Consider the following 26,004-nt stretch of genomic DNA (forward strand, 5'->3'; position numbering starts at 1 on the left):
GACGCACAGACTCGGGCCGGTCGCCGTCCACCTTCCAGGCCCGACGGGCGCGGGGACTGTCCACTCCTGTCCGCACCTGTCCACCGGATCCGGGCGGGGTGCGGACGTCCTCAGCGGGGGCCGTGCAGCTCCTGCTGCCACAGGGCGTCGCAGAGCAGGTCCAGGCCCTGGCGCAGGTGGCGCCGGTAGGTGCCGTACGGGAGGCTCAGGCGCCGGGCGGCGGCCTCCTGGGTGGGGGCGCCGGAGAAGTACCCCGCCGTCAGGGCCTCGCGGGCGCGCACGCCGCGCGGGTCACGGGCGAGGTCGTCCACCGTCCGGCGCAGCAGGGCGCGCAGCTCCCCGACGGGGTCGGCGGAGTCGGCCGCCAGGCGGGCGCGCAGCAGGGCGCAGGCGGCGAAGGCGTCGGTGTCGCGCCAGTGCGCCAGGGCCTCGCGCACGTCCTGGTCGAACACGCCGCGCGAGACGCCCGACGGCCCGGCCCGGGTGGGCACGGCCGTGGCCGATATGAGGTGGCGGAGCCAGATCTCGACGGGCACCTGGCGCCAGTCGACGCCGAACAGGCCGTAGGTGTGCTCGCCGACCCGCGGCCGGGCGCCGGTGTCGGCGAGGCTGCCCTTGACGCGCGCGGCCCAGGTCTCGGCGTCCCGCCAGACGGCGAAGCCGTAGGCGCGGCCGCGGGCACGGGCCGACTCCGCCTGGGCGCGGGAGCTGCTCAGGTCGATGACGCGCGAGGGCACCTGGTACCGCTCCGGGTAGACCGAGAAGCGGCTGATGCCGATGTGCTCGCCGGGCCGCACCGGCGCGGTGGCGTCGGTGTACTCCCAGGCCGCCGCCACGACGGGGTCGGCGGCCAGGTCCTCGGGGTCGGCGGGGGCGGGCAGGGCGAGGCGGGCGGTGAACGCCACGACGCGGCCCGTGCTCACCAGGCGGTAGACGCTGAAGGACTGCGGCTGGCGTTCTGCCCAGTAGCGGACCAGCTCGGCGGAGGCCGGGCCCTCGGTCTGCTCGGCCATCCGCAGGACGACGTCGAGGTCGTCCGGGTGCAGGGGCCGGTCGTGCACCTCGTCCTCGCGGGACCAGGTGCGCAGCCGCGCCACGATCTCCCCCTCCCGGAAGAGGTGGAAGAGTTCGTCGGTGACGGTCCAGACCCGTTCCTCGGGCGCCTCGCGCAGCAGGCGCAGGTACTCCTCGGCCAGTCGCCGGCGCATCGCCACGAAGGCGTTGGGGGCGCGCCAGCGCAGGTCGGCGGCGAGGGTCTCGCGCGCGGCGTCGTGCGGGTGGAGCCCCCGGTGGGTGGACTCCATGAAGGGCAGGTCCCTGAGCCAGGTGAAGAGCGGGTGGGCGTCCTCGTCGGGCAGCACGGCGGCGAGCAGTTCCTCGGAGGTCGAGTAGGCCTGGGCCGCCACCTCCAGCGCGCGGCGGTGGGCCGCGGTCGGTACCTCGCCGATCAGGCCCGACAGCAGGGTGCGCAGGACGTCGGCCGACGGCGCCCAGACGTCCTCCCGGCTCCAGTCGGCGGCCCTCGCGGCAGCCGCGAGGGACAGGGCCAGTGGGTTGCCTCCGGCGAAGCGGAGGACCCGCTCCCGCAGTTGGGGCAGGACCTGCGCCGCGGTCAGCAGGCCGAGGGCCTGCTCCTCGGTGAACGGCTCCAGTTCGCAGACGTGCAGGAGTCCGGCCCAGGCGGGATCGGCGGTCCACTGGGGCTGCGGTGCGAGGCGGCCCGCCAGGACCACCAGGGTGTCGTCGGCGGCCCCGGGCAGGAACCGCTGCCAGAGCCAGCTCTCCAGCCACTGGCAGTGCTCGAAGGAGTCGACGACGAGGACCGTGCCGGGGACCTCCAGGAGGGGAGCGGCGGCGCGCCGGAAGTCGTCCGGGTCCCGGCTCGCGAAACGGCCGTCGAGTTCCAGCACCGGCCGCTCCGCCGCACGGGCGCGGTCGGCCATGCACCGCAGCAGTGTCGACTTGCCGATGCCGCCCGGCCCGGACACGTAGAACGCGAACGGCGCCGGCGGATCGCCGGCCAGGGCCTGGGCGAAGCGGCCGAGTTCCTCGTCCCGGCCGATGAAGGCCCGGACGCGCGCGTTGCTCAGTCGCTCTCCGACGGACGCCATGACGGCTCCTCTCCGCGGGTGGTGGTCGTGGTTCGGGACGGCCTCGTGGTCGTGGTCCGGGAAGGCCCCGGCCGGTGGGGAGCCGGGAGCGGGAGGGGCGTTCGGCCGGGGACGGCGGCGCCTTCGTGCACGGGGGTGAAGTCCAGGGACAGGGCGGCGGGGCCGCGGGTGTACAGGCCGGTCTCCCGGTAGCGGGAACCGGGGCTGTGGCGGACCCGGTCGAGCAGCGGGAGCAGCAGCGCGGCCACGGTCTCGATCTCGGCGCGGGCGAAGGCCGCGCCGACGCACTGGTGGAGCCCGGTGCCGAAGGCCAGGTGCTGGGCGGCGGCGGTGAAGGAGCGGGCGGTGCCCAGGTCCGGGCGGTGGAGGTCGAAGGTGTCCGGGGCGTCGAACGCCTCGGGGTCGCGGTTGGCCGCGCCGATCAGGCAGAAGACGGTGGCGCCCGCCGGGACGACGGTGCCGGCGAACACGGCGTCCCGCTCCGCCTGGCGGGGGACGAGCTGGACGGGCGGGGTGTAGCGCAGGGTCTCGGCGATCGCGGCGGGCAGCAGGGCCGGGTCCCGGCGGACCTGCGCCATCTGCTCGGGGTGGTCGATCAGGTGCTTGAAGAGGTAGCCGAGGGTCTTGTCGGCGGGCTCGACGGCGGCCACCAGAACGTTGATGATCAACGCGGTGACGTCGCGGGTGCTCATGGTGATGCCGTCGAACTCGGCCGTGCAGAGCGTCGAGATCAGGTCCTCGCCGGGGTGACGGCGTCGCTGCTCGATGACCGGGACGAGGTAGGCCTCCAGCTCCAGGGCGCGGGCCAGGCAGTGCCGGCGGCGTTCGTCGGTGAGGGTGACGGCGGTGACGAACTCCCCTATCCCGCCGAGCCAGGCGGCGACCTTTCGCCAGTCCTTCCGGTCCAGGCCGAGGATCTCCAGCGTCACCTGGACGGCGAAGGGCTTGCCGAAGTCGTTGACGAGGTCCATCCGCCCCCGGGGGAGGAAGGGTGCGACGAGCTCGGCGGCGTTGGCGCGGATGGTGCGCACCTGGTCCTGCAGGGCCTGTCCGGTGAAGCCCCGGACGACGATCTTTCGTTTGGCGGTGTGTTCCGCCCCGGTCATCTGGGCGAGCACCGGACCGCGCATCACCGGCTCGGCGCGGACCTGCAGCGTCTCGGTGGTGAACGCCTCATGGTCGGTCAGCACCCGCTTCACGTCCCGGTGGCGGGAGAGGAAGTAGCTGTCGACCGCCGGCTCGTAGTGCACCGGTGACCGGTCCCTCAGCCGCGCGAAGTGCCGGTGGGGCGCGGCGGCGAACTCCTCGGACAGGATGCTGAAGCGGGGATCGACCATGGCGGGGGCGGTCCTCTCGGGAAGCGGGTGCACGGGGAGCGCCGGAGCGGCAGGGCTCGGGTGACGGGGGCCGGGTGACGGGGGCCGGGTGACGTCGGCTCGGGTGACGGTGACGTGGGTGACGGGGCTCGAACGGCGGCGGCTCGGCGGCGGCTCGACAGCGGCTCGGCGGTGAGCACTCCGGCCGGGGCGGTCGGCGGCGTTCGGCCGGTGAGGATCCCGCCGGGGCTTTCAGGCGGGCGGGAGACCGCGCGTGGTTCTGCGGCGACCGGGGCCGGGGTCCGGGGGAGGAAGGGGAGCCCGGTCGGCAGGGGAGAGACGGCGCGCCCGGCCCGCCGGTGCGTGCCGGGGGCGGTGTCCCGCGGCTCCGCGCACCGTGCCCGGACGACAGGGATCCAGTCCCTTGGTCGTGGCCGGGCAGGCAACTCGCGCTCTGGGCACCGTGGTCGGTTCCTACGTCGGGATCGGGGCGGCCGATGGGATCCACCGTCAGGATGGCTCGACGCCGACCCGCCCTGAGATTGACGTGGGCACTATAACCCGAAGGCCGATCGGCCGGACGGCGCCCGATCCGGGGAGCGGACGGTTCGTCCTGGAAGGATGACGGGATCGTCGGTGTACGGTCGCGGGGCTCGTGGCGCCCGGCGTCGGTATCGCGGCGATGTGCCCGGTCCCCGGTCGTGCGCCGGGTCGGTGCGGCCCGGCGGGGCCCGGTCGTGCGGCGGGCCGGGCGCTACCGGTCCGGCTTCCGGTGGCGCCCGGTTCCCTTGCGCAGCAGCGGTACGGGGGTGTCCGCCTGGGGGAAGACGGTGGCCGGCCCGGCCGCCTCGTCGGGCCGGACGATCAGCGGGTACGCCTCGGCGTAGCTCTCCGCCACCGCGACCGGCTGCCAGGCGAAGCCGTCCCACTCGACGACCAGTCTCGGCACGTCGCGGAACAGGTGCGCCCCGCGACGCGGCCCGGGTGCCAGCGTGATCGCGTCGCGCGTCCCGGGGGCCCGTCGGCGGCGTGCCCGCCGCGCGTACCACTCGGCCAGCGGCTCGTCCTCGGCGTCCATCGCCGCCTCCCTCGGGGATCGGTCGGGGACGGCCAGTCTTCCCGATCCGGATCGGGCGGACGATTCCACGATCGGGTGAAATCCCCTGGGGGATCAGACTCCTGACGCCAGCTTCAGCGTGAGCACCCCCGCGATGATCGAGGCGAAGGAGAGCAGTTTGGGCAGTGTGATCCGCTCCTTGTAGATCAGCGCGCCGAGGACGACGGTGCCGATCGAACCCAGCCCCGTCCAGATCGTGTACCCGACGCCGACGTCGAGGGTGCGGAGGGCGAGGCTCAGCGTGTAGATCCCTCCCGCGGCGGCGGTCAGGGTGAGGACGGAGGGCCAGAACACGGTGAAGCCCTTGGTGGCGTTGGTGCCGAGGGCGAAGACGATCTCGAAGACGACGGCGATCGCGAGGAAGGCCCAGGCCATGACGGTGCAACTCTCTCTCGTGGGGCGGTGCGGGGTGTGGGGCGCGGAGCGCGGGGGCGGTGCGGGTGCCGACGGGGCGGTCAGCCGGTGGCGACGGTGGCCGCCGGGGCCGGTGCGGCGGGCTGCTGCCCCGCCTGCCCGGCCTGCTGCCCCGCCGCTCCGGCGGCAGTGGCCGTCCGGCCCGGCCGGTCGGCCAGCTTGAGGCCCAGGACGCCGCCGATGATGAGCACGAAGGCGACGGCCTTTCCGGCGTTCATCTCCTCGTCGAAGATCAGGGTGCCGAGGAGGACGGTGCCGACCGAGCCGATTCCGGTCCACACGGTGTAGCCGACGCCGACGTCGAGGGTCTTGAGGGCCAGGCTGAGGAAGAAGATCCCGCCGGCCGCGGCGCCTGCGGTGAGCAGGGACGGGCCCAGCACGGTGAAGCCGTGGGTGGCGTTGGTGGCGAGGGCGAAGACCACCTCGAAGACCGAGGCGATGAGCAGGTAGATCCAGGCCATGGGAAGGACCTCTCGGGGCTTAGTTGTTGCATGTATGTGCAAGTACATCGACCTGGGCAAGAGCATGCATGTACAAGTAACATCGTGTCAACCCGTTTCGCCCCGCCCGCCAGACCCGCCCGCCAGACCCGCAAGGCCAGGGAGCGCCCGATGTCCACCCGACCCAGCCCAGCCGCCCCCGGTGCGGTCCCCGACGCCGCCGGGCCGCCCGCCGACACCCGGATGTGGGGCCGCTTGACGGCCCTGCACGCTCAGGTCGAGGGCCGGCTCGCCACCGTCCTCCAGCGCCGGCACGGACTCGGCCTCTCGGAGTACCGCGCCCTCGGCCTGCTCGCCGAGGCGCCGAAGAGCGAACTGCGGATGCAGGACCTCGCGACCGGGCTCGGCCTCAACCAGAGCTCCGTCACCCGCCTGGTCGCCCGCCTCAACGCCGCCGACTTCACGTACCGGGACCTCTGTCCCGACGACAGGCGCGGCGTCTACACCGTCCTCACCGAGGCCGGCCGCGCCCGCCACGGCGAGGCGCGCACCACCTACGAGGAGAGCCTCACCGCCGCCCTCGACGAGGCCGCCACCGCCACCCCCGACCTCGTCCCGCTGCTCGCCGCCGCCCGCGCCTCCCTCGGCTGAGCTGGGCCGGAGCGGGGCCGGGGCCGGGCCCGGGGCCGGGGCCGCTACCGCACCGGGAGACGGCGCGGCCGCCCGCCCCCGTCCGGTACGGAGTCGTGCGGCCGCGTCGTCCGGGTGCCCGCCACCCGGTGGCGCTCGGTCCGCGCCCCGCCTGCTTCCCGCCCGCTCCCCGCCTACTCGCCGCCGCCGAAGCGCTCGGCCCAGGCGGCCAGGTCCTCGTCCGTGATCTTCGCGAACAGCACCGGCGGCACCGTGAACGGCGTCCCGGCCGGCACCGCGTCCAGCGCCCGCGCCTCCTCCGCGCTCACCCAGCCGCGGGTCCGCGCGGGGGCGTCGGCCGGCAGCGCGAACGCCCCGCGCATGGCCTCCGCCGCCGTCGGGACGAACGGCTCCGAGACCACCGCGTACAGGTGGATCAGGTTCATCGCCGTCCGGAGCGTGAGGGCCGCCGCCTCCGGGTCGGTCTTCACCTGGAGCCAGGGGGCCTTCTCGTCGAGGTACGCGTTGCCGGCACTCCACAGCGCCCGCAGACTCTGCGTCGCCTTGCGGAAGTTGAGGGCCTCCAGCTGCGCCTCGTAGTCGGCCAGCAGCTCGGCGATCTGCGCCCCCAGTCGCTCCTCCGGCTCCGCCGCGGCGTGCCCGGCCGGCACGTCGTCGCCGAACCGCTTGCGGCTGAACGAGAGCACCCGGTTGACGAAGTTGCCGAGAGTGTCGGCGAGGTCCTTGTTGACGGTCGAGGCGAAGAGGTCCCAGGTGAAGCTGGAGTCGTCCGACTCGGGCGCGTGCGCCATCAGGAAGTAGCGCCAGTAGTCGGCCGGCAGCAGCTCCAGGGCGACGTCCGTGAAGATGCCGCGCTTCTGGCTGGTGGAGAACTTCCCGCCGTAGTACGTCAGCCAGTTGAAGGCCTTGACGTAGTCGACCTTCTTCCACGGCCGGCGCGAGCCGATGATCGTCGCCGGGAACATCACGGTGTGGAACGGCACGTTGTCCTTGGCCATGAACTCGGTGTACCGGACGGTGTCGTCCGCCTCGTACCACCAGGACCTCCAGTCCCGGGTCCCGCCGTCGGCGGCCGCGTCCGACCACTCCTTGGTGGCGCCGATGTACTCGATCGGCGCGTCGAACCAGACGTAGAAGACCTTGCCGGCGGCTGCCAGCTCCGGCCACACGTCGGCCGGCACCGGGACGCCCCACTCCAGGTCGCGGGTGATCGCCCGGTCCTGGAGGCCCTCGGTCAGCCACTTGCGGGCGATCGACGAGGCGAGCACCGGCCACTGGTCACCGTGCTCGTCGACCCACTGCTCCACCTGCTCGGTCAGCTTCGACTGGAGCAGGAACAGGTGCTTGGTCTCCCGCACCTCCAGGTCCGAGCTGCCGCTGATCGCCGACCGGGGCTCCAGCAGGTCCGTCGGGTCCAGGACGCGCGTGCAGTTCTCGCACTGGTCGCCGCGCGCCTTGTCGTAGCCGCAGTGCGGGCAGGTCCCGACGATGTACCGGTCCGGCAGGAAGCGCCCGTCGGTGACCGAGTACACCTGGCGGATCGCCCGCTCCTCGACGAACCCGTTGGCGTGCAGCTCGCGGGCGATCTCCTGGGTGATCTCCCGGTTCTGCACCGAGGAACTGCGCCCGAAGTGGTCGAACGACAGTCGGAAGCCGTCGTACACCGCCTTCTGCCGGTCGTGCGCCCGTGCGCAGAACTCCGCCACCGGCAGCCCGGCTTCCTGGGCGGCCAGTTCGGCCGGCGTGCCGTGCTCGTCCGTCGCGCAGATGTACAGCACCTCGTGCCCGCGCTGCCGCAGGTACCGGGAGTAGACGTCCGCCGGCAGCATGGACCCGACCATGTTGCCCAGGTGCTTGATCCCGTTGATGTAGGGAAGGGCGCTGGTGATCAGGTGCCGAGCCATCCTCGGATGCTCCGATTTCTCCCGCACGGACCCCTACCCCGGAGTGCCGTGACAGGCGCAGGGTTCTGGGGCCGCGACGGGAGGCCGGCACGCACGCAGGCTCCCGGGCTGCCGCACAGAGCGAGTTCCACTGTGGGCGGGCCCAATCCTAGCGAAGCTCCCCGTCGTCCTTCGCTCGTATTTACCGCTGCCCCGCCCCCCGGACCTGGACCAGCGCGTGCCGCCCGTCCGTCCGCCACGCCGTCCCGGAGCGGTCCAGCCGCGCGAGCGTTCCCGGGTCCACCCCCACCAGCACGTCCGACTTGAGCGTGCGCAGCGCCGCGACGGGCGAGGGGAAGTGGTCGACCGTGTCGGCGAACGGCGTCGTCGGCGGCCAGTGCCGGTCGCCCACCAGCCGGCGGTAGTTGAGGTCACCCTTGAGGACGGTGAGGGCCGCACCGCCGAACTCCGCCCGCAGGTCGGCGGGCATCGCGTCGTAGGGCAGCGGCGCGCAGAAGAACGGGTGCGTCCGGACGGCCAGCGTGCCGTCCTCCATCGCCCGCCGGATCCGCCGGCCCGCCGCCGTGCCGTGCAGGCGGCCGACCGCCGCGAGGACGTCGGCCATCGTCGCGTCCGACACGAAGTACGGCCGGGGCTTCACGTACAGGGCGACCCCGGCCGCGAGTCCGCTCGTCAGCAGGTGGTCGATCAGCGCGAGGTCGGGCAGCAGTTCGGGTCCGGCGTTGTCCGCCACCACGGCGACCCGCCCGCCCCGGCCCTTCTCCAGCTCGGTCCAGAACGCCGCCGAGTCGTCCACCACCAGCGCGTCCCGTACCGCGTCCCGGCCTTCGCCGGCGGTGATCCGGAACCCCAGGTCCGCCCGGTTCCCCCACAGGGAGGACACCAGCAGCTCCTGCGGTCCGTCGCCGAACCCGTCCACCGCCGCGTCCGCCAACTCGGGTGCCTTGAACGGTCCGAAGGGGTCGATCCCCTGCCAGACGCCGTCCCCGAAGTAGCCGGTGGCCTCCAGCAGCCGCCGGTAGAAGTAGCTCTCCGCCCACAGGAACGGTGCCTCGCCCCAGGGCCGCCCCCAGAGCCCCTCGCCCCAGGCCAGCCACTCGGCGCGGTCGTGCGCGTCCGCCGGCGGCGGCTCCAGTACCCCGGTGGTGCTCTCCACCAGCAGACGCTCCACTGCCGCCCGTTCCCGAGCCCCGTACGGCAGGGCCGCCAGCACCTGGCTCACCAGCCGCGGATGCCGTTCGTGGAACACCGCCCATGCGAACGACCCGGGTACGCCGCTACGAATCACCGCCACCTCAGCCACGCCGCGACCCTAACCGGCCCCGGCCCCTCCGGCGTCGGCGCCACCCGGTGCGGGGCCCGATCCAGGTGGCGGTCGACCGCTGCCCCGGCGGTACGGGGTGTCGATCAGACGGTGAACTCGCCCTGCTTGACGGCGGCGACGAGGTCCTTCCACTCCTGGTGGGTGAGGACGGCGTGGGGCGCGTCGGGGGAGCGGCCGCTGCGGACGAGGACGGCGTCCGGGGTGATGGTGACCCGGGGGCGATCGCCCGGAGCCTGCGGGTCGTGGTCGTCCATGAGTACTCCCGGGAGGATCGGCGGTGAGGGGCGGCGTGGTTCCGGAGAGCGGAGTGGTCGAACTCGCCGTGCTCGACGCCTCGGCAGTGTGGCGCGCGAGGCGGGCTCGGCGCCACTCGTGGAGGGCGGCAGGCGGGATCCCCTGACGGGGCCGTCGGGGTGCCGAGGCGGTTGCTCCGGGATCTTCGTCGGGATCTGCCGGGATCTGCCGGGGTCGTGCGGGACCGGCACCGACGGGCCGGTCCGACCTCTCCGAGCCGGTGACCGGTGCCCCGGTCCGCGGCGCCGGCGCAACCGCCGCCGGGCTCGAACTGCGGTCCGGGCGGCCTCACATGGCCGTGAAGTGCGACGCTCCCCGCCGCCGGTCCGACCGGGACCGGAGGTGGCTCGAACGGGTGGGCGGGGGCTTGACCTCGTCGCCGCTTTGGCCGATGACTGGGGTGTGGAACTCATCGGGCTTTGTGGCAGGGCGGTTCGGGCCGTGGCGGCGGTCGATCGCTGATGGCTGTCGTGCTGCTGACGGGACTGCTGGTGTCGGTGCTCTTCGTCGGCGTGGTGGCGCAGATCATCGCGAGCCGTCAGCAGCGGGAGAGGCGCTCCGGCGGAGGGGACTCGGCCTCCGGCCGCTCCTCCACCGGCCGACAGGAGGAGGCGCTGTCGCGCCGACTTCCCTCGGGGCGGGGGCGTTCGCACCGGTAGCTCTCGGTGGAACGCCGCGCCGGGTCGTGAAACGGCCCACCACCGGCCGGTGTTGAGACCTTCTCGCCCGTTCGCCCCGCGCGCCCGCGCGCCCGCTCGCCCGCTCGCCCGGTCGGCCCCGGGCCTTGCGCGGTCAGCCCGCGGCCAGCCGCTCCTCCAGGCGCACACGGGCCGCGGGCCACTCCTCCCTCAGCATCGAGAAGTACGCCGTGTCGCGCCAGACCCCGGTGTCGCGCCGCTTGTCGCGGCGGTGGATGCCCTCGAACGTGGCGCCGAGGCGCAGGATCGCGTTGCGGGAGCGGTCGTTGAGCGCGTCCGTCTTCCAGAACACCCGGCCCATGCCGAGTTCCTCGAACGCGTACGTGAGCAGCAGCAGCTTGGACTCGGTGTTGAGGCCGGTCCGCCACGCCGACCGGGCGTTCCAGGTGCCGCCGATCTCGACCAGTTCGTTCTCCGCGCTGAAGTCGTAGAACCCGGTGATGCCGACGGCCCGCCCCGAGGCGAGGTCGACGGCGGCGAACTTCACGGCCGTCCCGGCGGCGACCTCCGCGAGCCGGAGGTCGAGGATCGCGCCGAGCTCCTCCTCGGTGGTCGGCGCGGCGAACGGGATCCAGCGCCAGACGTCCTGGTCCCGGCCGACGGACGACCACAGCTCGGTGAGGTGGCCGCGGCCGAGCGGCTCCAGGCGCACGTGGCGGCCGGTGAGCGTGACGGGGGCGGGAAGCTTCGCAGTCATGATCGAAAAATAGCGGGCGAATGCACTAGATGCAATGCCCCTTTGTCCTAGTGCAAACTCGCAAGGGCAAAGGGGAGCCCTGCGGACACGAGGTCCGCAGGGCTCCCCTCAGCCGGTGGCGGGTGCTCAGACGAACGAGTTGATCTGGATCGTCTCGTACCGGCCCGGGCCGACGCCGATGGCGGAGATGGGGGCGCCCGACATCTCCTCCAGCGCCTTCACGTACGCCTGGGCGTTCTTCGGCAGGTCGCCGAAGGTCTTCGCCCCGCTGATGTCCTCGTTCCAGCCCGGCAGCGACTCGTAGATCGGCTTGGCGTGGTGGAAGTCCGACTGGTTGTACGGCAGCTCCTCGACCCGCTGCCCGTCGATCTCGTACGCGACGCAGACCGGGATCTGCTCCCAGCCGGTCAGCACGTCGAGCTTGGTGAGGAAGAAGTCGGTGAGGCCGTTGACCCGGGTCGCGTAGCGCGCGATGACCGCGTCGAACCAGCCGCAGCGGCGGTCACGGCCGGTGGTGACACCGCGCTCGCCGCCGATCCGCCGCAGGGCCTCGCCGTCCGCGTCGAGCAGCTCGGTCGGGAACGGGCCCGAGCCGACGCGGGTGGTGTACGCCTTCAGGATGCCGATGACCCGGTCGATCTTGGTGGGACCGATGCCGGCGCCGGTGCAGGCGCCGCCCGCGGTCGGGTTCGACGAGGTCACGAAGGGGTACGTGCCGTGGTCGACGTCGAGCAGGGTGCCCTGGCCGCCCTCCAGCAGGACGACCTTGTTCGCCTTGAGCGCCTCGTCCAGCACCAGCGTGGTGTCGGCGAGGAACGGCTTGATCTTGTCCGCGTAGCCGAGGTACTCCTCCAGCACCAGCTCGGCCGGGATGGCGCGGCGGTTGTAGAGCTTGACCAGCAGCTGGTTCTTGTCGTGCAGCGCGGCTTCGATCTTCTGCTGCAGGATCGACTCGTCGAAGAGGTCCTGGACCCGGATGCCGACGCGGTTGATCTTGTCCGCGTAGGTCGGGCCGATGCCGCGGCCGGTGGTGCCGATCCGGCGCTTGCCGAGGAAGCGCTCGGTGACCTTGTCCAGGGTCCGGTGGTACGGCGTGATCAGGTGGGCGTTGCCCGAGATCAGCAGCTTGGAGGTGTCGATGCCGCGCTCGTTCAGGCCGCTGAGCTCGGAGAGCAGCACGCCCGGGTCGATGACGACACCGTTGCCGATCACCGGCGTCACGTTCGGGCTGAGGATGCCGGAAGGGAGCAGGTGCAGGGCATACTTCTGGTCGCCGATGACCACCGTGTGACCGGCGTTGTTGCCGCCCTGGTAGCGGACGACGTAGTCGACGGAGCCGCCGAGGAGGTCCGTCGCCTTCCCCTTGCCCTCGTCTCCCCACTGAGCGCCAACGAGCACGAGTGCCGGCACAGGCGTACACCCCTTCCGGTTGGGGCATCCTGCGTAGGCCGCAGTCTGCCCCGAGATAGACGAAGCCCCTGGCGCAATAGCGCAAGGGGCTCTTGCACCGAGAGATTACCTGAGGAAGGACCGGTTGTGTCGTCCCTGTCCACGCCCGCAACCGGCGGCCCCGAGCCGCTCCTGCTCCTCCTCGACCCGGCGGCCCGGCAGACCGACGGCGAGTCGGTGCGGATCGCGAAGGACGTTCTCTCCGGTGGGGCGGACGTCAAGGTGGCGTGCCCGGAGAGCCCGTCCGAGCTCGACCGGGTGCTTTCGCACCGCGGCCGGAGGCGACCGGTGGTGATCGGTTCCGACCTCGCGTTGCAGCGTGTGCTCCAGGCCCTGCACCGCCAGCGTGAGCTGGGGGCGGACGCGGTGGGCATGGTCCCGGTGGGCCGGGCGGACGGACTGGCGGCGGCGCGGGCGCTGGGTGTGCCGGGGGCTCCGGTGGCGGCGGCGCGGGCGGTGCTCGCGGGGGCGCCGCGCAAGCTCGACCTGCTGGTGGACGACGGCGGCGGGGTGGCGCTCGGCGGGGTGCGGATCCCGGGAGGCGGAACCCGTCGCCCGGTCGGCCGTTCGAGCGGCTGGCGTTCGCTATGGGCGAAACTGGCTGCGGCCGAGCAGGGGACCGTACTCACGCCCGAGGCCGGGGCCGAGAGCAGGGGCGAGCAGGGCGCCCGGGTGCGGGTCGAGGCGGACGGCCGGCTGCTCGCCGACGTCCACCACCCGGTCCGGGCGGTCCAGGTGACGCTGCCGTCCGGCGAGGCGCTCGGCGAGGGCGTCATGGAGATCGTGGTCCGCACGCCCGGCGCCCTGGTGCGGGTGCGGGCGGCCAGTGTCTCGGTGGTCGGACGCGGCTTCGGGTACGAGGCCGACGGCCATCCGGTCGGCCCCGTCCGGGCGCGCACCTGGACGGTCCACCCCGGCTGCTGGGGCCTGCTGCTGCCGGCTGCGTAGTCGCCGCGGAGCGCAGCGCTACCCGGAGGACACCCGGCGTCATCGAACGGCCCGGGTGAGCAGGCTCACGTTGGGCGAACGGCGGCCGAACGTGCGGCGAAGGGTCGTCCGTGCACGGAATGCGCCAACGGGCGCGAACCGCAAGGCCAACCGGGTGCGCGGGGAATGCGGGGCCGCCGAAATCCACCGTGGGTAAGGGGTTTTGTCTACGCGCGTTACCGACCGACCGCCCGACAATCCCGTCCTCCCGGTTCCGGAAGCCTGTGCCAACTGCCCTAGACTCGAAGGCGTGCCACGTGGTGACGGAAGACTCAACCACGATCTTCTTCCCGGTGAGAAAGGCCCCCAGGACGCTTGCGGCGTCTACGGTGTCTGGGCTCCCGGCGAGGAGGTCGCCAAGCTCACGTTCTTCGGCCTTTACGCCCTGCAGCACCGCGGTCAGGAATCCGCGGGCATCGCAGTGAGCAATGGCTCCCAGATTCTCGTCTTCAAGGACATGGGACTCGTCTCCCAGGTCTTCGACGAGGCCTCGCTGGGGTCGTTGCACGGGCATATCGCCGTCGGACACGCCCGCTACTCGACCACCGGTTCCTCGGTCTGGGAGAACGCCCAGCCGACCTTCCGGGCGACCGTCCACGGTTCGCTGGCCCTCGGGCACAACGGAAACCTGGTGAACACCGCCGAACTGGCGGCCATGGTCGCCGAACTCCCCGGTGAGGAGCACGTCTCCCGCTCCGGACGCTCGGCGGCGACCAACGACACCGACCTGGTGACCGCGCTGCTCGCCGGTCACCCGGACCTCTCCATCGAGGAGACGGCCAAGCTCGTCCTGCCCAAGGTCAAGGGCGCCTTCTCGCTCGTCTTCATGGACGAGCACACGCTCTACGCCGCCCGCGACCCGCAGGGCATCCGCCCGCTGGTGCTGGGCCGGCTGGAGCGCGGATGGGTGGTCGCCTCCGAAACGGCGGCACTGGACATCTGCGGCGCCTCCTTCATCCGCGAGGTCGAGCCGGGCGAGCTCATCGCCATCGACGAGAACGGCATGCGCACCTCGCGGTTCGCCGAGGCCCGGCCCAAGGGCTGCGTCTTCGAGTACGTCTACCTGGCCCGCCCGGACACCTCCATCGCCGGCCGCAACGTGCACCTCTCCCGCGTGGAGATGGGGCGCAAGCTGGCCGCCGAGGCTCCGGCCGACGCCGACCTGGTGATAGCGACGCCCGAGTCCGGCACCCCCGCCGCGATCGGCTACGCCGAGGCCAGCGGCATCCCGTACGGCTCCGGCCTGGTGAAGAACGCCTACGTCGGCCGCACCTTCATCCAGCCCAGCCAGACCATCCGCCAGCTCGGCATCCGGCTCAAGCTGAACCCGCTGCGCGAGGTCATCCAGGGCAAGCGCCTCGTCGTGGTCGACGACTCGATCGTCCGCGGCAACACCCAGCGCGCCCTGGTGAAGATGCTCCGCGAAGCGGGCGCCGCCGAGGTCCACATCCGGATCTCGTCGCCGCCGGTGAAGTGGCCCTGCTTCTTCGGCATCGACTTCGCCACCCGTGCGGAGCTGATCGCCAACGGCATGACGATCGAGGAGATCGGCCGCACGCTCGGCGCGGACTCGCTCTCCTACATCTCGATCGACGGCATGATCGAGGCCACCAAGCAGCCGAAGGACCGGCTCTGCCGGGCCTGTTTCGACGGCGAGTACCCGATGGAGCTGCCGGATCCGGCGCTGCTCGGCAAGCTCCTGCTGGAGGCCGAGATCAAGGGCGGCCAGCAGCAGCCGGCGGTCCGCGGCAAGCCGACCAGCGGCAGCGACCTGGACGGCGTCCAGTCGCTGCTCGGCGGGGCGGGCGCGGCCGACGCGCTGCGCCGCCCGTAACGACCCGACGGTGGGGTCCCGGAACCCCGGGGCCCCACCGCTGTTCCGACCCCCACTGACCCGAGAGGGCCGCACCGCAGTGACCACGAACCAGAACGGCGCCACCTACGCCGCCGCCGGCGTCGACATCGAGGCGGGCGACCGCGCCGTCGAGCTCATGAAGCAGTGGGTGAAGAAGGCGAGCCGGCCCGAGGTGGTCGGCGGCATCGGCGGCTTCGCCGGGCTCTTCGACGCGTCCGCCTTCAAGCGCTACGAGCGGCCGCTGCTGGCCTCGGCCACCGACGGCGTGGGCACCAAGGTGGCGATCGCCGCCGCCATGGACAAGCACGACACGATCGGCCACGACCTGGTCGGCATGGTCGTCGACGACCTGGTGGTCTGCGGTGCCGAGCCGCTCTTCATGACCGACTACATCTGCGTCGGCAAGGTCGTCCCGGAGCGGGTCGCGGCGATCGTCAAGGGCATCGCGGAGGGCTGCGCCCTGGCCGGCTGCGCCCTGGTCGGCGGCGAGACCGCCGAGCACCCGGGCCTGCTCGGGCCGGACGAGTACGACGTCGCGGGCGCCGGCACCGGTGTGGTCGAGGCGGACGCGCTGCTGGGCGCCGAGCGCGTCCGGGCCGGCGACGTGGTGATCGCGATGGCCGCCTCGGGCCTGCACTCCAACGGCTACTCGCTGGTCCGTCACGTGCTGCTGAACGAGGCCGGCTGGAAGCTGGACCGCAAGGTCGAGGAGTTCGGCCGGACCCTCGGCGAGGAGCTGCTGGAGCCGACCCGGATCTACTCGCTGGACTGCCTGGCGCTGACCCGGGCCACCGAGGTCCACGCCTTCTCGCACGTCACCGGCGGCGGTCTCGCGGCCAACCTGGCCCGGGTCGTCCCGGACGGCCTGCACGCCCGCCTGGACCGCGGCACCTGGACCCCGCTGCCGGTGTTCCAGACCGTCGCCCGGGTCGGCGGGGTGGCCACCCTGGAGATCGAGAAGACGCTCAACATGGGCATCGGCATGGTGGCGGTCGTCCCGCCGCACTCGGTGGACGTGGTGCTGTCGATCCTGGAGGACCGCGGCGTCGAGTCCTGGCTGCTGGGCGACATCGTCGAGCGGACCGACGAGCACGACGGCGGCGCGGCGCTCTACAACGCCTACGAGGGCTTCACCGCGGGCTGAGCACGGAACCGGGCGAAGGGGCCCCGCCGGGCGGCACGCCGGCGGGGCCCCTTCGCGTACCGGTGCCCGTGCGCCGGGGTACGCGAAGGCCCGGGCGGGTGCCCCACGAGCCCCGGGGTGCGCCGGGAGCACGCGGGAACGCCGAAAACCGGCCCGGTGCACTGGGCACCGAGGCCGGTCTGGTCAGACTGGGAGACTACGCGCGCCGGCGGGCCTGCGAAGGCCCGGTACCCGACTCGGTGTCGTCGTCCTCGCCGTCATCGGCGTAACGAGCCGCGTACTCCGCGTAGGGGTCGTCGTCCTCGTCCTCTTCGATCGGCTCCGGCTCGATCGGGGAGGTGGAGGGCGATACGCCCAGCTCGCTGGAGAGACGATTGGCGTCGAACCCGCCGCTGTTGTACTTCAGCTCGCGGGCGACCTTCGTCTGCTTGGCCTTGGCCCGGCCGCGCCCCATGGGTCGACCCCCTCAACGATGGGGCTCACGGCCCCGAGTCTGACACGTGTTCATGATCAAGAGCGGCCTGCCCGAATGGGGAGAACCGTCCCTTGGAGCATTAACGGTACCTGTTTCTGCCGCTGGACGGTACGTCGTCAGTGTGACGTGGCGCGCACCGGCCGCACCCGCGACCGGGTCGTCCCAGGTCAGGGGAGGTTTTGCGGCTTTCTGCACGCTGTCCGGAGGTGTCTCAGGTCCGTTGTTCCCGGATCGATTATCCCCCCAAGGGGGACGTTGGATCACCCGATCGGGCGCAGAAGTGAGAATCCGGTTCCACATTGTGATGCGCGGGGGACGGAAGTGGACGCCCCCCGCGCACCGCGGGTCGACCCGGTCCGGCCGGGTGCCCGGGATCAGCCCCGGCGGGCGGCCGGCAGCAGCACCGAGCGCAGCGCGCTGATCTCGCGCATCCGCTTCTCGGCCAGGCGGTCGGCGGCGACGGCCGGCGGCACGCCGTCGGAGGCGGCCCGGGTGAAGATCTCCAGGGTGGTGTCGAAGATCTTCGTCGCCTTGTTCTTGGCGCGGTCGAAGTTGAAGCCCTCGATCTCGTCGGCGACCTGGATGACGCCGCCGGAGTTCACGAGGTAGTCCGGGGCGTAGAGGATGCCGCGGTCGGCGAGGTCCTTCTCGACGCCCGGGTGGGCCAGCTGGTTGTTCGCGGCGCCGCAGACGACGACGGTGCCGAACTCGCCCAGCGCCGCCACCGAGTCGTCGGTGAGCGCGCCGCCGAGGGCGCAGGGGGCGTAGACGTCCAGCTTGGCTTGGAGGAGCGCGGCGGTGTCGGCGACGACCTCCACCTCCGGGTGGGCCGCCCGCACGCGGTTGACGGCGGTCTCCGAGACGTCGGTGACGACGACGGTGGCGCCGTCCGCGACCAGGTGGCCGACCAGGTAGTGGCCGACCTTGCCGACGCCCGCGACGCCGACGCGCTTGCCGCGCAGGGTCGGCTGGCCCCAGCGGGCCTGGGCCGAGGCGCGCATGCCCTGGAAGACGCCGAACGCGGTGAGGATGGACGAGTCGCCCGCGCCGCCGTTCTCGGGCGAGCGGCCGGTCACGAAGCCGGTCTCGCGCGCGACGACGTCCATGTCCTGGACGTAGGTGCCGACGTCGCAGGCGGTGATGTAGCGGCCGCGCAGCGACTCGACGAACCGGCCGTAGGCGCGGAGCATCGCCTCGTTCTTGTCCTTGTTCGGGTCGCCGATGATGACGGCCTTGCCGCCGCCGAGGTCGAGCCCGGCCAGCGCGTTCTTGTAGGACATGCCGCGCGAGAGGTTGAGGGCGTCCTCCAGCGCCGCCTCCTCGGAGGCGTACGGGAAGAAGCGGGTGCCGCCGAGGGCGGGGCCCAGCGCGGTGGAGTGGACGGCGATGATCGCCTTGAGCCCGGAGGAGCGGTCGTGGCAGAGCACGACCTGCTCGTGGCCGTCGCCGTTGGCGCCGTCCTGGGAGGTGCCGAAGATCCTGCTGAGCACGCCGGGTGCGGGGTGCGTGGCGGATGCGGTCTGTACGTCGGTCACTGTGGTGACTCCAGTAATTCCGAGGCCCGCTGCTGTGGTGCGGGCGCGTAGGGCGAAGCGTAGCCGCGGGAAAGCCGCCGATCCGCCCCCTTGGCGAAGCTCGGGCCGGTTGTCCGATGGGTGAGACGGGCCGGGTGGGAGGGGCTCCGCCGGTTCGACCGGCGGGCGGTCCGGACCAGGCCCGCCCGTGGCCCACCCGCGGCCCGGACCAGGCCCGGAGCCGTTCCGGAGCCGCTCCCGGGGGCCGTCCGCGAACGGTTCGGGGACGGTTCGGCGGCGACGCGGGAGTGCGTCCGCGAACCGCACCCTCCCGGCCGGCGGGGCCGCGTGGGACCATGCAGGACGTGACCGTCGTACGCACCTCCGTGCTGCCGCCCTACGCCGCGCACCTGCGGGTCTACGAACCGCTGGCCGCGTACCCGGAACCCGAGCGGGCGCACTGGCAGGCCTACGCGGCGGAGCACGGGCCGGACGCGGCGGAGGCCGGCCGGTCGGTCGCGGCGGCGGTCCTGGACGAGCAGCGCTCGGCGCTGGCCGAGGTGGTCGGCCGGACGCCGCGGGCGCTGCCGGAGCGGGAGAGCGAGCGGGCGTTCGTCCGCGCCGTGGACGGGGTGCTGTACGTCTGTCCGTGGGCGACCAGGCTGCGGAGCTGGCAGGCGCTGGAGGAGCTGCGGGCGGGGGCCCCGGTGGCGCTGGTGGACACCGCGCTGCCGCAGGCGACCCGGGAGGCGGCGGAGGCGGACCGGGAGCGCTGGCGGGCCGAGCACCCGGACGCCCGGCCGTGGATCCTCACCAGCCGGTGGGAGGTGCCGGTGCGGTGGTTCCTGCCGTTCGGGGAGGAGGACCGGTGCTTCGTCCCCGCAGGAGTGGGAGAGGGGGAAACGGGGGAACGTGACGGGGAGGGGATCCGGGGGGACACGGCGGCGCTCTTCTACCTGACGCCGATGGCGCAGGCGCGCCGGCGGGTGGCCCGGGCGTACCGGGCGCTGCGCGAGGCGGTGCCGGAGGGGGAACTGGTGCGGGGGGCGGAACAGGTGGGGCGGTGGCTGGAGGAGTTCCATCCGCGGTCGTTGGTGGAACTGGACTACGGGGGGCTGGTGCACCTGCTGGGGCCGGAGCGGCTGTCGGCGGACCGTTCGGCGGGGGAGCTGGAGGACGGGCTGCGGGCGCTGCGGGCCGGGGAGGCCGCGGAGGCCATGAGGGCGTACGAGGAGCTCACGGTGCGCTGGCGGCGGGTGCTGGCGCTGCGGTACGCGAACTAGGCGGGCCGTCCGGCTGAGGGGCTGTCACGGCAGGGCCCTCGGGGTGTCGGCGGTACTTGTAAGACTGTAAGAGTCCTACGGCCCGTCCTGCATGACCAAGGTCCTGGTTCGGGTCAATACCTGTCGAACGTGACACTACTCACCGTTGACGCGAACTAACCCCTATGTGCAAAAATGGGACAACCAGCCCAACTTCACGTGAGCGTGCCCACTTTTGGGTGGTTCTGGAGCCGATGCGCGCTTTGCGGGAAAACGGGGGGTCTGGTCCCCTCGTAACCGAATGTCACTATTACGTGACTGCCCGTTATGGGGTGGTCCATCGCCATCCGTCGGCCTTGAACCCGTGAGGGGTCAATTTTGGCGGTTTGGTCGATAGGGCTGGACGGATGGTGTAGTTGTAGACACCAGGACAAGCCGTTCGTCCTATTACCGACTCGGCCCGTCTATGCCATTTCGGGCATCGCGGGCCAAGGTGCAGAATTTGAAGGATAGAACCGCCCTGGTTCGGTTCTCCCGAGGAGGCCGCTCATGACCGCTCGTACCCCTGATGCCGAACCTCTGCTGACGCCGGCAGAGGTCGCCACCATGTTCCGCGTGGACCCGAAGACCGTGACGCGCTGGGCCAAGGCCGGCAAGCTCACGTCCATTCGCACGCTCGGCGGTCACCGCCGCTATCGCGAGGCGGAGGTGCGCGCCCTGCTGGCCGGTATTCCGGCTCAGCGCACCGAGGCCTGACGGGCCGAAGGCGCAAGGCTCTTCGAAAGGGGCCGCTTACCGGACTCCGCCGGGTCCGGTAAGCGGTCCCTTTCTTTGTTTCTACACGTCTGTCGTGGTGGCGCCACCGCCCGGAATGTTGAACTCCGGATAACGATTTGAGGTGGATGGGGTGGGGGGGATTTACTGTTAATGGCAGTACAATTTTACATATTAAATTAGCGCCCTCCCGGAGAGGCGTTCGAACGGCCGGTTCCCGGAGGGGGTGGGTGACGACCATCACACACACGGTCACTTGTGGTCTAGACCTGGACCGGGTAATGGGGCGTCAGACAAAAACGAGAGGCCCGGAACCAAACGGTTCCGGGCCTCTCGACTACGGCGATCCCGACGGGACTTGAACCCGCGACCTCCACCTTGACAGGGTGGCGAGCTAACCAACTGCTCCACGGGACCAGAGTGTTCTGATCTCGTTCACTCGCTTGCTGCGCTGCGAACAAGACAGACTGTAGCCCATGGTGGGCCCCCAGGTCGAACTGGCTCCTGGGGACCCCGGCCCGCTGAGCTGGGGCGGGCTCAGAGCGACGCCCGGGCGGCCTCCATCGCCTTCATGATCCGCTTCTCGGAGACCGGTGACGGCGTGCCCAACGACTGGGCGAAGAAACTGACCCGCAGCTCCTCGATCATCCAGCGGATCGCCCGCACCTCCTCGGAGGGCTGCTGCCCGGCCGGTACGGCCGCCAGCAGCTCCCCGTACGCCTGCTGCACCTGCTGGACCTTCAGCAGCTGCTGGGAGTCCCGCTGGGGGTGGTTGGGCAGCGCCTCCAGCCGGCGGTCCACCGCCAGCAGGTACCGCTTGAGGTCCGGCAGCCGCTGCCAGCCGGTCGCGGTCACGAAGCCCGGGTGCACCAGCGAGGCCAGGTGCAGCCGGATGTCGTTCACCGCGCCCAGCAGCACCGGACTGCTCACCGACTTCAGGCGGTTCGACGCCTTGTGGAAGGCGATCAGCGCGGTGGCCGACTTCAGGGTGGTGTCCGCCGACAGGTCGTACAGGTCGGCCCGGACCTTGTCGTGCAGCGAGCCGAACGCCGCCTCGTCCCAGGCCGGTCCGCCGGCCCGGGCCATCAGCCGGTCGGTCGCGCAGGCCACCACGTCCTCGAAGAGGGCCGGGATCGAGCCGTGCGGGTTGTAGGACAGCGCGAGCTTGGCCTGATTGCCCAGCCGGCCCTGGATCGACTTGGCCGGCGAGGTGGTGGTCAGCGCCAGGAGCCGCCGGGTGCCCGCCCACATCGCCTGCGCCTGCGCCTGCGGGGTGTCGAACAGCTTGATGCCGACCGTGTCGCCCTCGTCCACCAGCGCCGGGTAGGCGCGCAGCGAATGGCCCCGGGAGCGCTGCTCGAAGGTGCGCTGGAGCACCGGCAGGGCGGACGGCCAGGCGGTCAGCCCGGACTGCTCGATGCCCTGCCCGGAGGCCGCCGAGGAGAGGGTCTCCTTCAGCTTCGGCTTCAGGCTCAGCCGCAGCTCCTCCAGGTCCTTGGACTCGGCGAGCTTCTTGCGGCCGTCCACCACCCGGAAGGTCACCTTGAGGTGCTCCGGGACGCGCTCCTCGTCCCAGGCCTCCGGCGGGACCGTGATCGCCGTCATCCGCTTGAGCACGTGCTCCAGGGTCGGCAGCAGGGGCTCCTGCCGTTCCCTCAGCTCGCGCAGCGCCGCCTTGGCGAAGTCCGGGGCGGGCACGAAGTTGCGGCGGACCGCCTTGGGCAGGGACTTGATCCAGGCGGTGACCAGCTCCTCGCGCAGGCCCGGGATCTGCCAGTCGAAGCCCTCGGCGGTGACCTGGTTCAGCACCGGCAGCGGGATGTGGACGGTCACGCCGTCCGCGTCGCTGCCCGGTTCGAACTGGTAGGTCAGCTTGAAGCGGAGCTTGCCCTGCTGCCAGTAGTCCGGGTAGTCGTCCTCGGTGACGCCGTCCGCGGCGTCGTTGATCAGCATCGACTTCTCGAAGTTGAGCAGGTCCGGCTGCTCGTGCCGGGTCTGCTTCCACCAGGAGTCGAAGTGCCGGGTGGAGACGATCTCGTCCGGCAGCCGGCTGTCGTAGAAGTCGAACAGGGTCTGGTCGTCGACCATGATGTCCCGGCGACGGGCCCGGTTCTCCAGCTCCTCGACCTCGCTGAGCAGCTTCCGGTTCTCCGCGAAGAACCGGTGGTGGGTCTCCCAGTCGCCCTCGACGAGCGCGTTGCGGATGAACAGCTCGCGGCAGAGCTCCGGGTCGATCCGGCCGTAGTTGACCTTCCGCTGGGCGACCACCGGGACCCCGTAGAGGGTGACCCGCTCGTACGCCAGCACCGCGCCGGACTTCTTCTCCCAGTGCGGCTCGCTGTAGTTGCGCTTCACCAGGTGGGCGGCCAGCGGCTCCACCCACTCCGGCTCGATCTTGGCGTTGATCCGGGCCCAGAGCCGGGAGGTCTCCACCAGCTCGGCGGACATCACCCAGCGCGGGGGCTTCTTGAACAGGCCGGAGCCGGGGAAGACCGCGAACCGGGCGCCTCGGGCGCCGCCGTACTCGCGCTTCTCCACGTCGTACAGGCCGATGTGGGAGAGCAGGCCGGCCAGCAGCGACTGGTGGATCCGGTCGGCGTCCGGCTCGGCGTCGTCGTGCGGCTCCTCGATGGTGACGCCGAGCTGCTTGGCGACCGTGCGCAGCTGGGAGTAGATGTCCTGCCACTCCCGTATCCGCAGGTAGTTGAGGAACTCGGCCTTGCACATCCGGCGGAAGGCCGAGGAGGACAGCTCCCGCTGCTGCTCGCGCACGTACCGCCACATGGCGAGGAAGGCGAGGAAGTCGGAGGTCTCCGAGTTGAACCGGCGGTGCCGTTCGTCGGCGGCCTGGCGCTTCTCGGCGGGACGCTCGCGCGGGTCCTGGATGGAGAGCGCGGCGGCGATGACCATGACGTCCCGGACGCAGCCGTTGCGGTCGGCCTCCAGGACCATCCGCGCCATCCGCGGGTCCACCGGGAGCTGGGCCAGCTTGCGGCCGAGCGGGGTGAGCCGCTTGCGGACGTCCTTCTCCTCCGGGTCGAGCGCGCCCAGCTCGTGCAGGAGGCTGACGCCGTCCTTGATGTTGCGGGAGTCCGGCGGGTCCAGGAACGGGAAGGCGGCGATGTCGCCGAGGCCGGCGGCGGTCATCTGGAGGATGACCGAGGCCAGGTTGGTGCGCAGGATCTCGGGGTCGGTGAACTCGGGGCGGGAGAGGAAGTCCTCCTCCGAGTAGAGCCGGATGCAGATGCCGTCCGAGGTGCGGCCGCAGCGGCCCTTGCGCTGGTTGGCGCTGGCCTGGCTGATCGCCTCGATCGGGAGGCGCTGGACCTTGGTGCGGTGGCTGTAGCGGGAGATCCGGGCGGTGCCCGGGTCGATCACGTACTTGATGCCGGGGACGGTGAGGCTGGTCTCGGCGACGTTGGTGGCCAGGACGATCCGGCGGGAGCCGGAGCGCTGGAAGACCTTGTGCTGCTCGGCGGAGCTCAGCCGGGCGTAGAGCGGCAGGATCTCGGTGGACTTCAGTTTGAGCTTGTCGAGCGCGTCGGCGGTGTCGCGGATCTCGCGCTCGCCGGAGAGGAAGACCAGGATGTCGCCCGGACCCTCCGCCTGCAGCTCCCGGGCCGCCTCGCAGATCGCCTGGATCTGGTCGCGGTCGCGGTCCACCTCGTCGCCGTCGCCGTCCGGGTCGGACTCGTCGGTGACCGGCTGGTAGCGGACCTCGACCGGGTAGGTGCGGCCGGAGACCTCGACGATCGGGGCCTCGCCGAAGTGCCGGGCGAAGCGCTCCGGGTCGATCGTCGCCGAGGTGATGACCACCTTGAGGTCGGGGCGGCGGGGGAGCAGCTGCTTGAGGTACCCGAGCAGGAAGTCGATGTTGAGGCTGCGCTCGTGGGCCTCGTCGATGATCAGGGTGTCGTACTGGCGCAGCTCGCGGTCGGTCTGGATCTCCGCGAGCAGGATGCCGTCGGTCATCAGCTTGACCAGCGTGTCCGGGCCGACCTGGTCGGTGAACCGGACCTTCCAGCCGACGGCCTCGCCCAGCGGGGTCCGCATCTCCTCCGCGACCCGCTCGGCCACCGTGCGGGCGGCGATCCGGCGGGGCTGGGTGTGGCCGATCAGGCCGCGTACGCCGCGGCCGAGCTCCAGGCAGATCTTCGGGATCTGGGTGGTCTTGCCGGAGCCGGTCTCACCCGCCACGATCACCACCTGGTGGTCGCGGAGGGCTTCGAGGATCTCGTCCTTCTTCTGGCTGACCGGCAGCTCGGCGGGATAGTCGATCGCGGGCACGGCGGCACGGCGGCGCTCGACCAGCAGCTCGGCGCGCTCGATGTCGCCGGCGATCTCGGTGGCGATCTGCCGGCGGGCCTCGGGCTTGCGGACCTTGCGGGCACCCTCCAGCCGGCGGCCGATGCGCACCTGGTCGCGCAGGGTCAGCTCGGGCAGGCGCGCGGCCAGCTCGCCGATCCCGGGCCCCTGGTCCTCGGTGGGGGCGTCGGCGGGCTGGACTGCGGGAGAACTCACGGCGGGCATCCCTCTAGGTTCGCAAGGAGATGCGGTGGAGCGCACCTCGGTTTTCGAGCGACTCCAGTGTCACAGGGGACGGCGGTCCGCTGCCAACGACGGCCCGGAAGCGGAACAGGGCACGGGGCCGGGGAGGGCTCCCGGGACTGCTCCGGGGACGGCCGTGGGGCCCGTCCGGACTGCTCGGACGGGCCCCACGGTGCGACGGGCGGTGCGGTGCGACGGGCGGCGCGGGTCAGTCCTGCGCGATGAAGTCGCTGACCAGCCGGACCCACTCGGCCGGCTTCTCGTAGACCACCACGTGGCCGCTCTCGATCTCGGCGTAGGTGCTGCCGGGGATCGCCTCGGCCAGCTCGCGGGTCAGCTCGACCGGGACGGTGGCGTCCTTGGCGCAGCCGATCACCAGCGTGCGGGCGGTGATCCGGGGCAGCAGCTCGCGGATGTCGGCCCGGAGGTTGAGGTCGATGTGGCGCAGCGCGCCGTCGGTGGGCTGGTTGCCCTTGATGATGCCCTCGACGACGCCGTGGTCGAGGCTATTGAGGTGGTCGCGGCTGAACGCGGTCAGCGTGCCGAACCGGCCGAAGGCGTCGGTGTCGGCCCTGGTGCCGAGCCAGGTGGTCATGTGGTTGCGCAGGTACGCGTCGTCCGGGCGGGTCCAGCCGGCCGTCAGCACCAGGCTGCGGACCAGGTCGGGCCGGGTGGCGGCGACGGCGGCGGCGACCACGGAGCCGAGCGAGAAGCCGACCAGGTCGACCGGGCCGTTGCCGGCCTCCTCGATCACGCCGATGATCTGCTCGGCGAGCAGCTCGACGGTCAGCTCGCCGCCGTCGTCCTCGGTGTCGCCGCAGCCGGCGTAGTCCGGCAGGACCACGGTGCGGGAGCCGGTGAAGTCGCCGGCGAGGTGGCCGAAGGTGCCCGCGGCGCCGAAGCCGGTGCCGTGCACGAAGACCAGACCCGGGCCGGAGCCGTCCACCTCGTAGGAGACGCGGGCGCTGGGAGTGGAGACGATGGGCATGGTGGCGGTTCTCCTCGGAGTACGAGTGGGACAGGTGGGTGG

General features: G+C 72.0%; 21 protein-coding genes and 1 tRNA gene. 7 read left to right on the forward strand and 15 right to left on the reverse strand.

All coding sequences use genetic code 11. The features are described 5' to 3' along the window. Positions 1-110: 110 nt before the first annotated feature. The 5 genes from ABZY91_RS07335 to ABZY91_RS07355 form a co-directional block, all read right to left on the reverse strand. On the reverse strand, positions 111-2,111 hold the full coding sequence (locus ABZY91_RS07335) for an ATP-binding protein (protein ID WP_355400497.1): 2,001 nt from the start codon (positions 2,109-2,111) through the stop codon (positions 111-113). Next, a complete protein-coding gene (locus ABZY91_RS07340; protein ID WP_355400499.1) occupies positions 2,087-3,448 on the reverse strand; it encodes a cytochrome P450 in 1,362 nt (453 codons plus the stop codon). The genes ABZY91_RS07335 and ABZY91_RS07340 overlap by 25 nt, the downstream gene beginning before the upstream one ends. Before the next feature lie 733 nt (positions 3,449-4,181). Then, positions 4,182-4,505 (reverse strand): DUF6087 family protein, encoded by a 324-nt coding sequence (locus ABZY91_RS07345; RefSeq protein WP_329884622.1) that lies wholly within the window; start codon positions 4,503-4,505, stop codon positions 4,182-4,184. A gap of 93 nt (positions 4,506-4,598) precedes the next feature. Next, the gene (locus ABZY91_RS07350) at positions 4,599-4,919 is read right to left on the reverse strand and encodes a multidrug efflux SMR transporter (protein WP_355400501.1); all 321 of its coding nucleotides are present in this window, start codon (positions 4,917-4,919) and stop codon (positions 4,599-4,601) included. An 80-nt stretch (positions 4,920-4,999) separates the two neighbouring features. Next, positions 5,000-5,419 carry a multidrug efflux SMR transporter gene (locus tag ABZY91_RS07355; RefSeq protein WP_355400503.1) on the reverse strand — a complete coding sequence of 140 codons (420 nt, stop codon included), beginning with the start codon at positions 5,417-5,419 and terminating at the stop codon, positions 5,000-5,002. 150 nt (positions 5,420-5,569) lie between these two features. Between ABZY91_RS07355 and ABZY91_RS07360 the strand changes: the two genes are divergently transcribed. Further along, positions 5,570-6,049 (forward strand): MarR family transcriptional regulator, encoded by a 480-nt coding sequence (locus ABZY91_RS07360; protein ID WP_355400505.1) that lies wholly within the window; start codon positions 5,570-5,572, stop codon positions 6,047-6,049. A gap of 173 nt (positions 6,050-6,222) precedes the next feature. Here ABZY91_RS07360 and metG read toward each other — a convergent pair whose 3' ends face one another. The 3 genes from metG to ABZY91_RS07375 all read right to left on the reverse strand — a co-directional run bounded on the left by metG (position 6,223) and on the right by ABZY91_RS07375 (position 9,531). After that, positions 6,223-7,953: a methionine--tRNA ligase gene (gene metG, locus ABZY91_RS07365; RefSeq protein ID WP_355400507.1), complete on the reverse strand. Its 1,731-nt coding sequence runs from the start codon at positions 7,951-7,953 to the stop codon at positions 6,223-6,225. A 181-nt stretch (positions 7,954-8,134) separates the two neighbouring features. Then, positions 8,135-9,256, reverse strand: coding sequence for a damage-control phosphatase ARMT1 family protein (locus ABZY91_RS07370; RefSeq protein WP_355400509.1), 1,122 nt, complete (start codon positions 9,254-9,256; stop codon positions 8,135-8,137). 104 nt (positions 9,257-9,360) lie between these two features. Next, the gene (locus ABZY91_RS07375; protein ID WP_329884610.1) at positions 9,361-9,531 is read right to left on the reverse strand and encodes a DUF397 domain-containing protein; all 171 of its coding nucleotides are present in this window, start codon (positions 9,529-9,531) and stop codon (positions 9,361-9,363) included. Positions 9,532-10,032: 501 nt separating this feature from the next. Between ABZY91_RS07375 and ABZY91_RS07380 the strand changes: the two genes are divergently transcribed. Beyond that, the gene (locus ABZY91_RS07380; RefSeq protein ID WP_329949092.1) at positions 10,033-10,230 is read left to right on the forward strand and encodes a hypothetical protein; all 198 of its coding nucleotides are present in this window, start codon (positions 10,033-10,035) and stop codon (positions 10,228-10,230) included. Between the two features lie 133 nt (positions 10,231-10,363). On the opposite strand, the gene ABZY91_RS07385 is transcribed toward ABZY91_RS07380, so the two are convergent. Then, positions 10,364-10,966: a GNAT family protein gene (locus tag ABZY91_RS07385; RefSeq protein ID WP_355400512.1), complete on the reverse strand. Its 603-nt coding sequence runs from the start codon at positions 10,964-10,966 to the stop codon at positions 10,364-10,366. A gap of 126 nt (positions 10,967-11,092) precedes the next feature. Further along, on the reverse strand, positions 11,093-12,376 hold the full coding sequence (locus tag ABZY91_RS07390) for an adenylosuccinate synthase (protein WP_329884604.1): 1,284 nt from the start codon (positions 12,374-12,376) through the stop codon (positions 11,093-11,095). 126 nt (positions 12,377-12,502) lie between these two features. Here ABZY91_RS07390 and ABZY91_RS07395 point away from each other — a divergent pair, with 126 nt between their 5' ends. The 3 genes from ABZY91_RS07395 to purM all read left to right on the forward strand — a co-directional run bounded on the left by ABZY91_RS07395 (position 12,503) and on the right by purM (position 16,401). Next, entirely contained in the window at positions 12,503-13,363 is an 861-nt protein-coding gene (locus tag ABZY91_RS07395) for a diacylglycerol kinase (RefSeq protein WP_329884602.1), read from the forward strand. A gap of 289 nt (positions 13,364-13,652) precedes the next feature. Further along, positions 13,653-15,236 (forward strand): amidophosphoribosyltransferase, encoded by a 1,584-nt coding sequence (purF, locus tag ABZY91_RS07400; RefSeq protein ID WP_355400514.1) that lies wholly within the window; start codon positions 13,653-13,655, stop codon positions 15,234-15,236. A gap of 79 nt (positions 15,237-15,315) precedes the next feature. Next, positions 15,316-16,401 carry a phosphoribosylformylglycinamidine cyclo-ligase gene (gene purM, locus ABZY91_RS07405; RefSeq protein WP_329884598.1) on the forward strand — a complete coding sequence of 362 codons (1,086 nt, stop codon included), beginning with the start codon at positions 15,316-15,318 and terminating at the stop codon, positions 16,399-16,401. A gap of 196 nt (positions 16,402-16,597) precedes the next feature. On the opposite strand, the gene ABZY91_RS07410 is transcribed toward purM, so the two are convergent. Continuing rightward, positions 16,598-16,855: a DUF3073 domain-containing protein gene (locus ABZY91_RS07410; protein ID WP_327679361.1), complete on the reverse strand. Its 258-nt coding sequence runs from the start codon at positions 16,853-16,855 to the stop codon at positions 16,598-16,600. 395 nt (positions 16,856-17,250) lie between these two features. Then, positions 17,251-18,366, reverse strand: coding sequence for a Glu/Leu/Phe/Val dehydrogenase dimerization domain-containing protein (locus ABZY91_RS07415; protein ID WP_329884989.1), 1,116 nt, complete (start codon positions 18,364-18,366; stop codon positions 17,251-17,253). 380 nt (positions 18,367-18,746) lie between these two features. Between ABZY91_RS07415 and ABZY91_RS07420 the strand changes: the two genes are divergently transcribed. Continuing rightward, a complete protein-coding gene (locus ABZY91_RS07420; RefSeq protein ID WP_355400516.1) occupies positions 18,747-19,673 on the forward strand; it encodes a hypothetical protein in 927 nt (308 codons plus the stop codon). Between the two features lie 528 nt (positions 19,674-20,201). Continuing rightward, entirely contained in the window at positions 20,202-20,408 is a 207-nt protein-coding gene (gene bldC / locus ABZY91_RS07425) for a developmental transcriptional regulator BldC (protein WP_014137253.1), read from the forward strand. A 361-nt stretch (positions 20,409-20,769) separates the two neighbouring features. Here bldC and ABZY91_RS07430 read toward each other — a convergent pair. The 3 genes from ABZY91_RS07430 to ABZY91_RS07440 form a co-directional block, all read right to left on the reverse strand. Continuing rightward, a tRNA-Asp gene (locus ABZY91_RS07430) sits at positions 20,770-20,843 on the reverse strand. A gap of 120 nt (positions 20,844-20,963) precedes the next feature. Further along, positions 20,964-24,890 (reverse strand): ATP-dependent RNA helicase HrpA, encoded by a 3,927-nt coding sequence (gene hrpA, locus ABZY91_RS07435; RefSeq protein ID WP_329949120.1) that lies wholly within the window; start codon positions 24,888-24,890, stop codon positions 20,964-20,966. 292 nt (positions 24,891-25,182) lie between these two features. Then, a complete protein-coding gene (locus ABZY91_RS07440) occupies positions 25,183-25,962 on the reverse strand; it encodes an alpha/beta hydrolase (protein ID WP_329884568.1) in 780 nt (259 codons plus the stop codon). Positions 25,963-26,004: the final 42 nt, after the last annotated feature.

This window comes from Kitasatospora sp. NPDC002965 (assembly GCF_040611255.1).
GTDB lineage: Bacteria > Actinomycetota > Actinomycetes > Streptomycetales > Streptomycetaceae > Kitasatospora.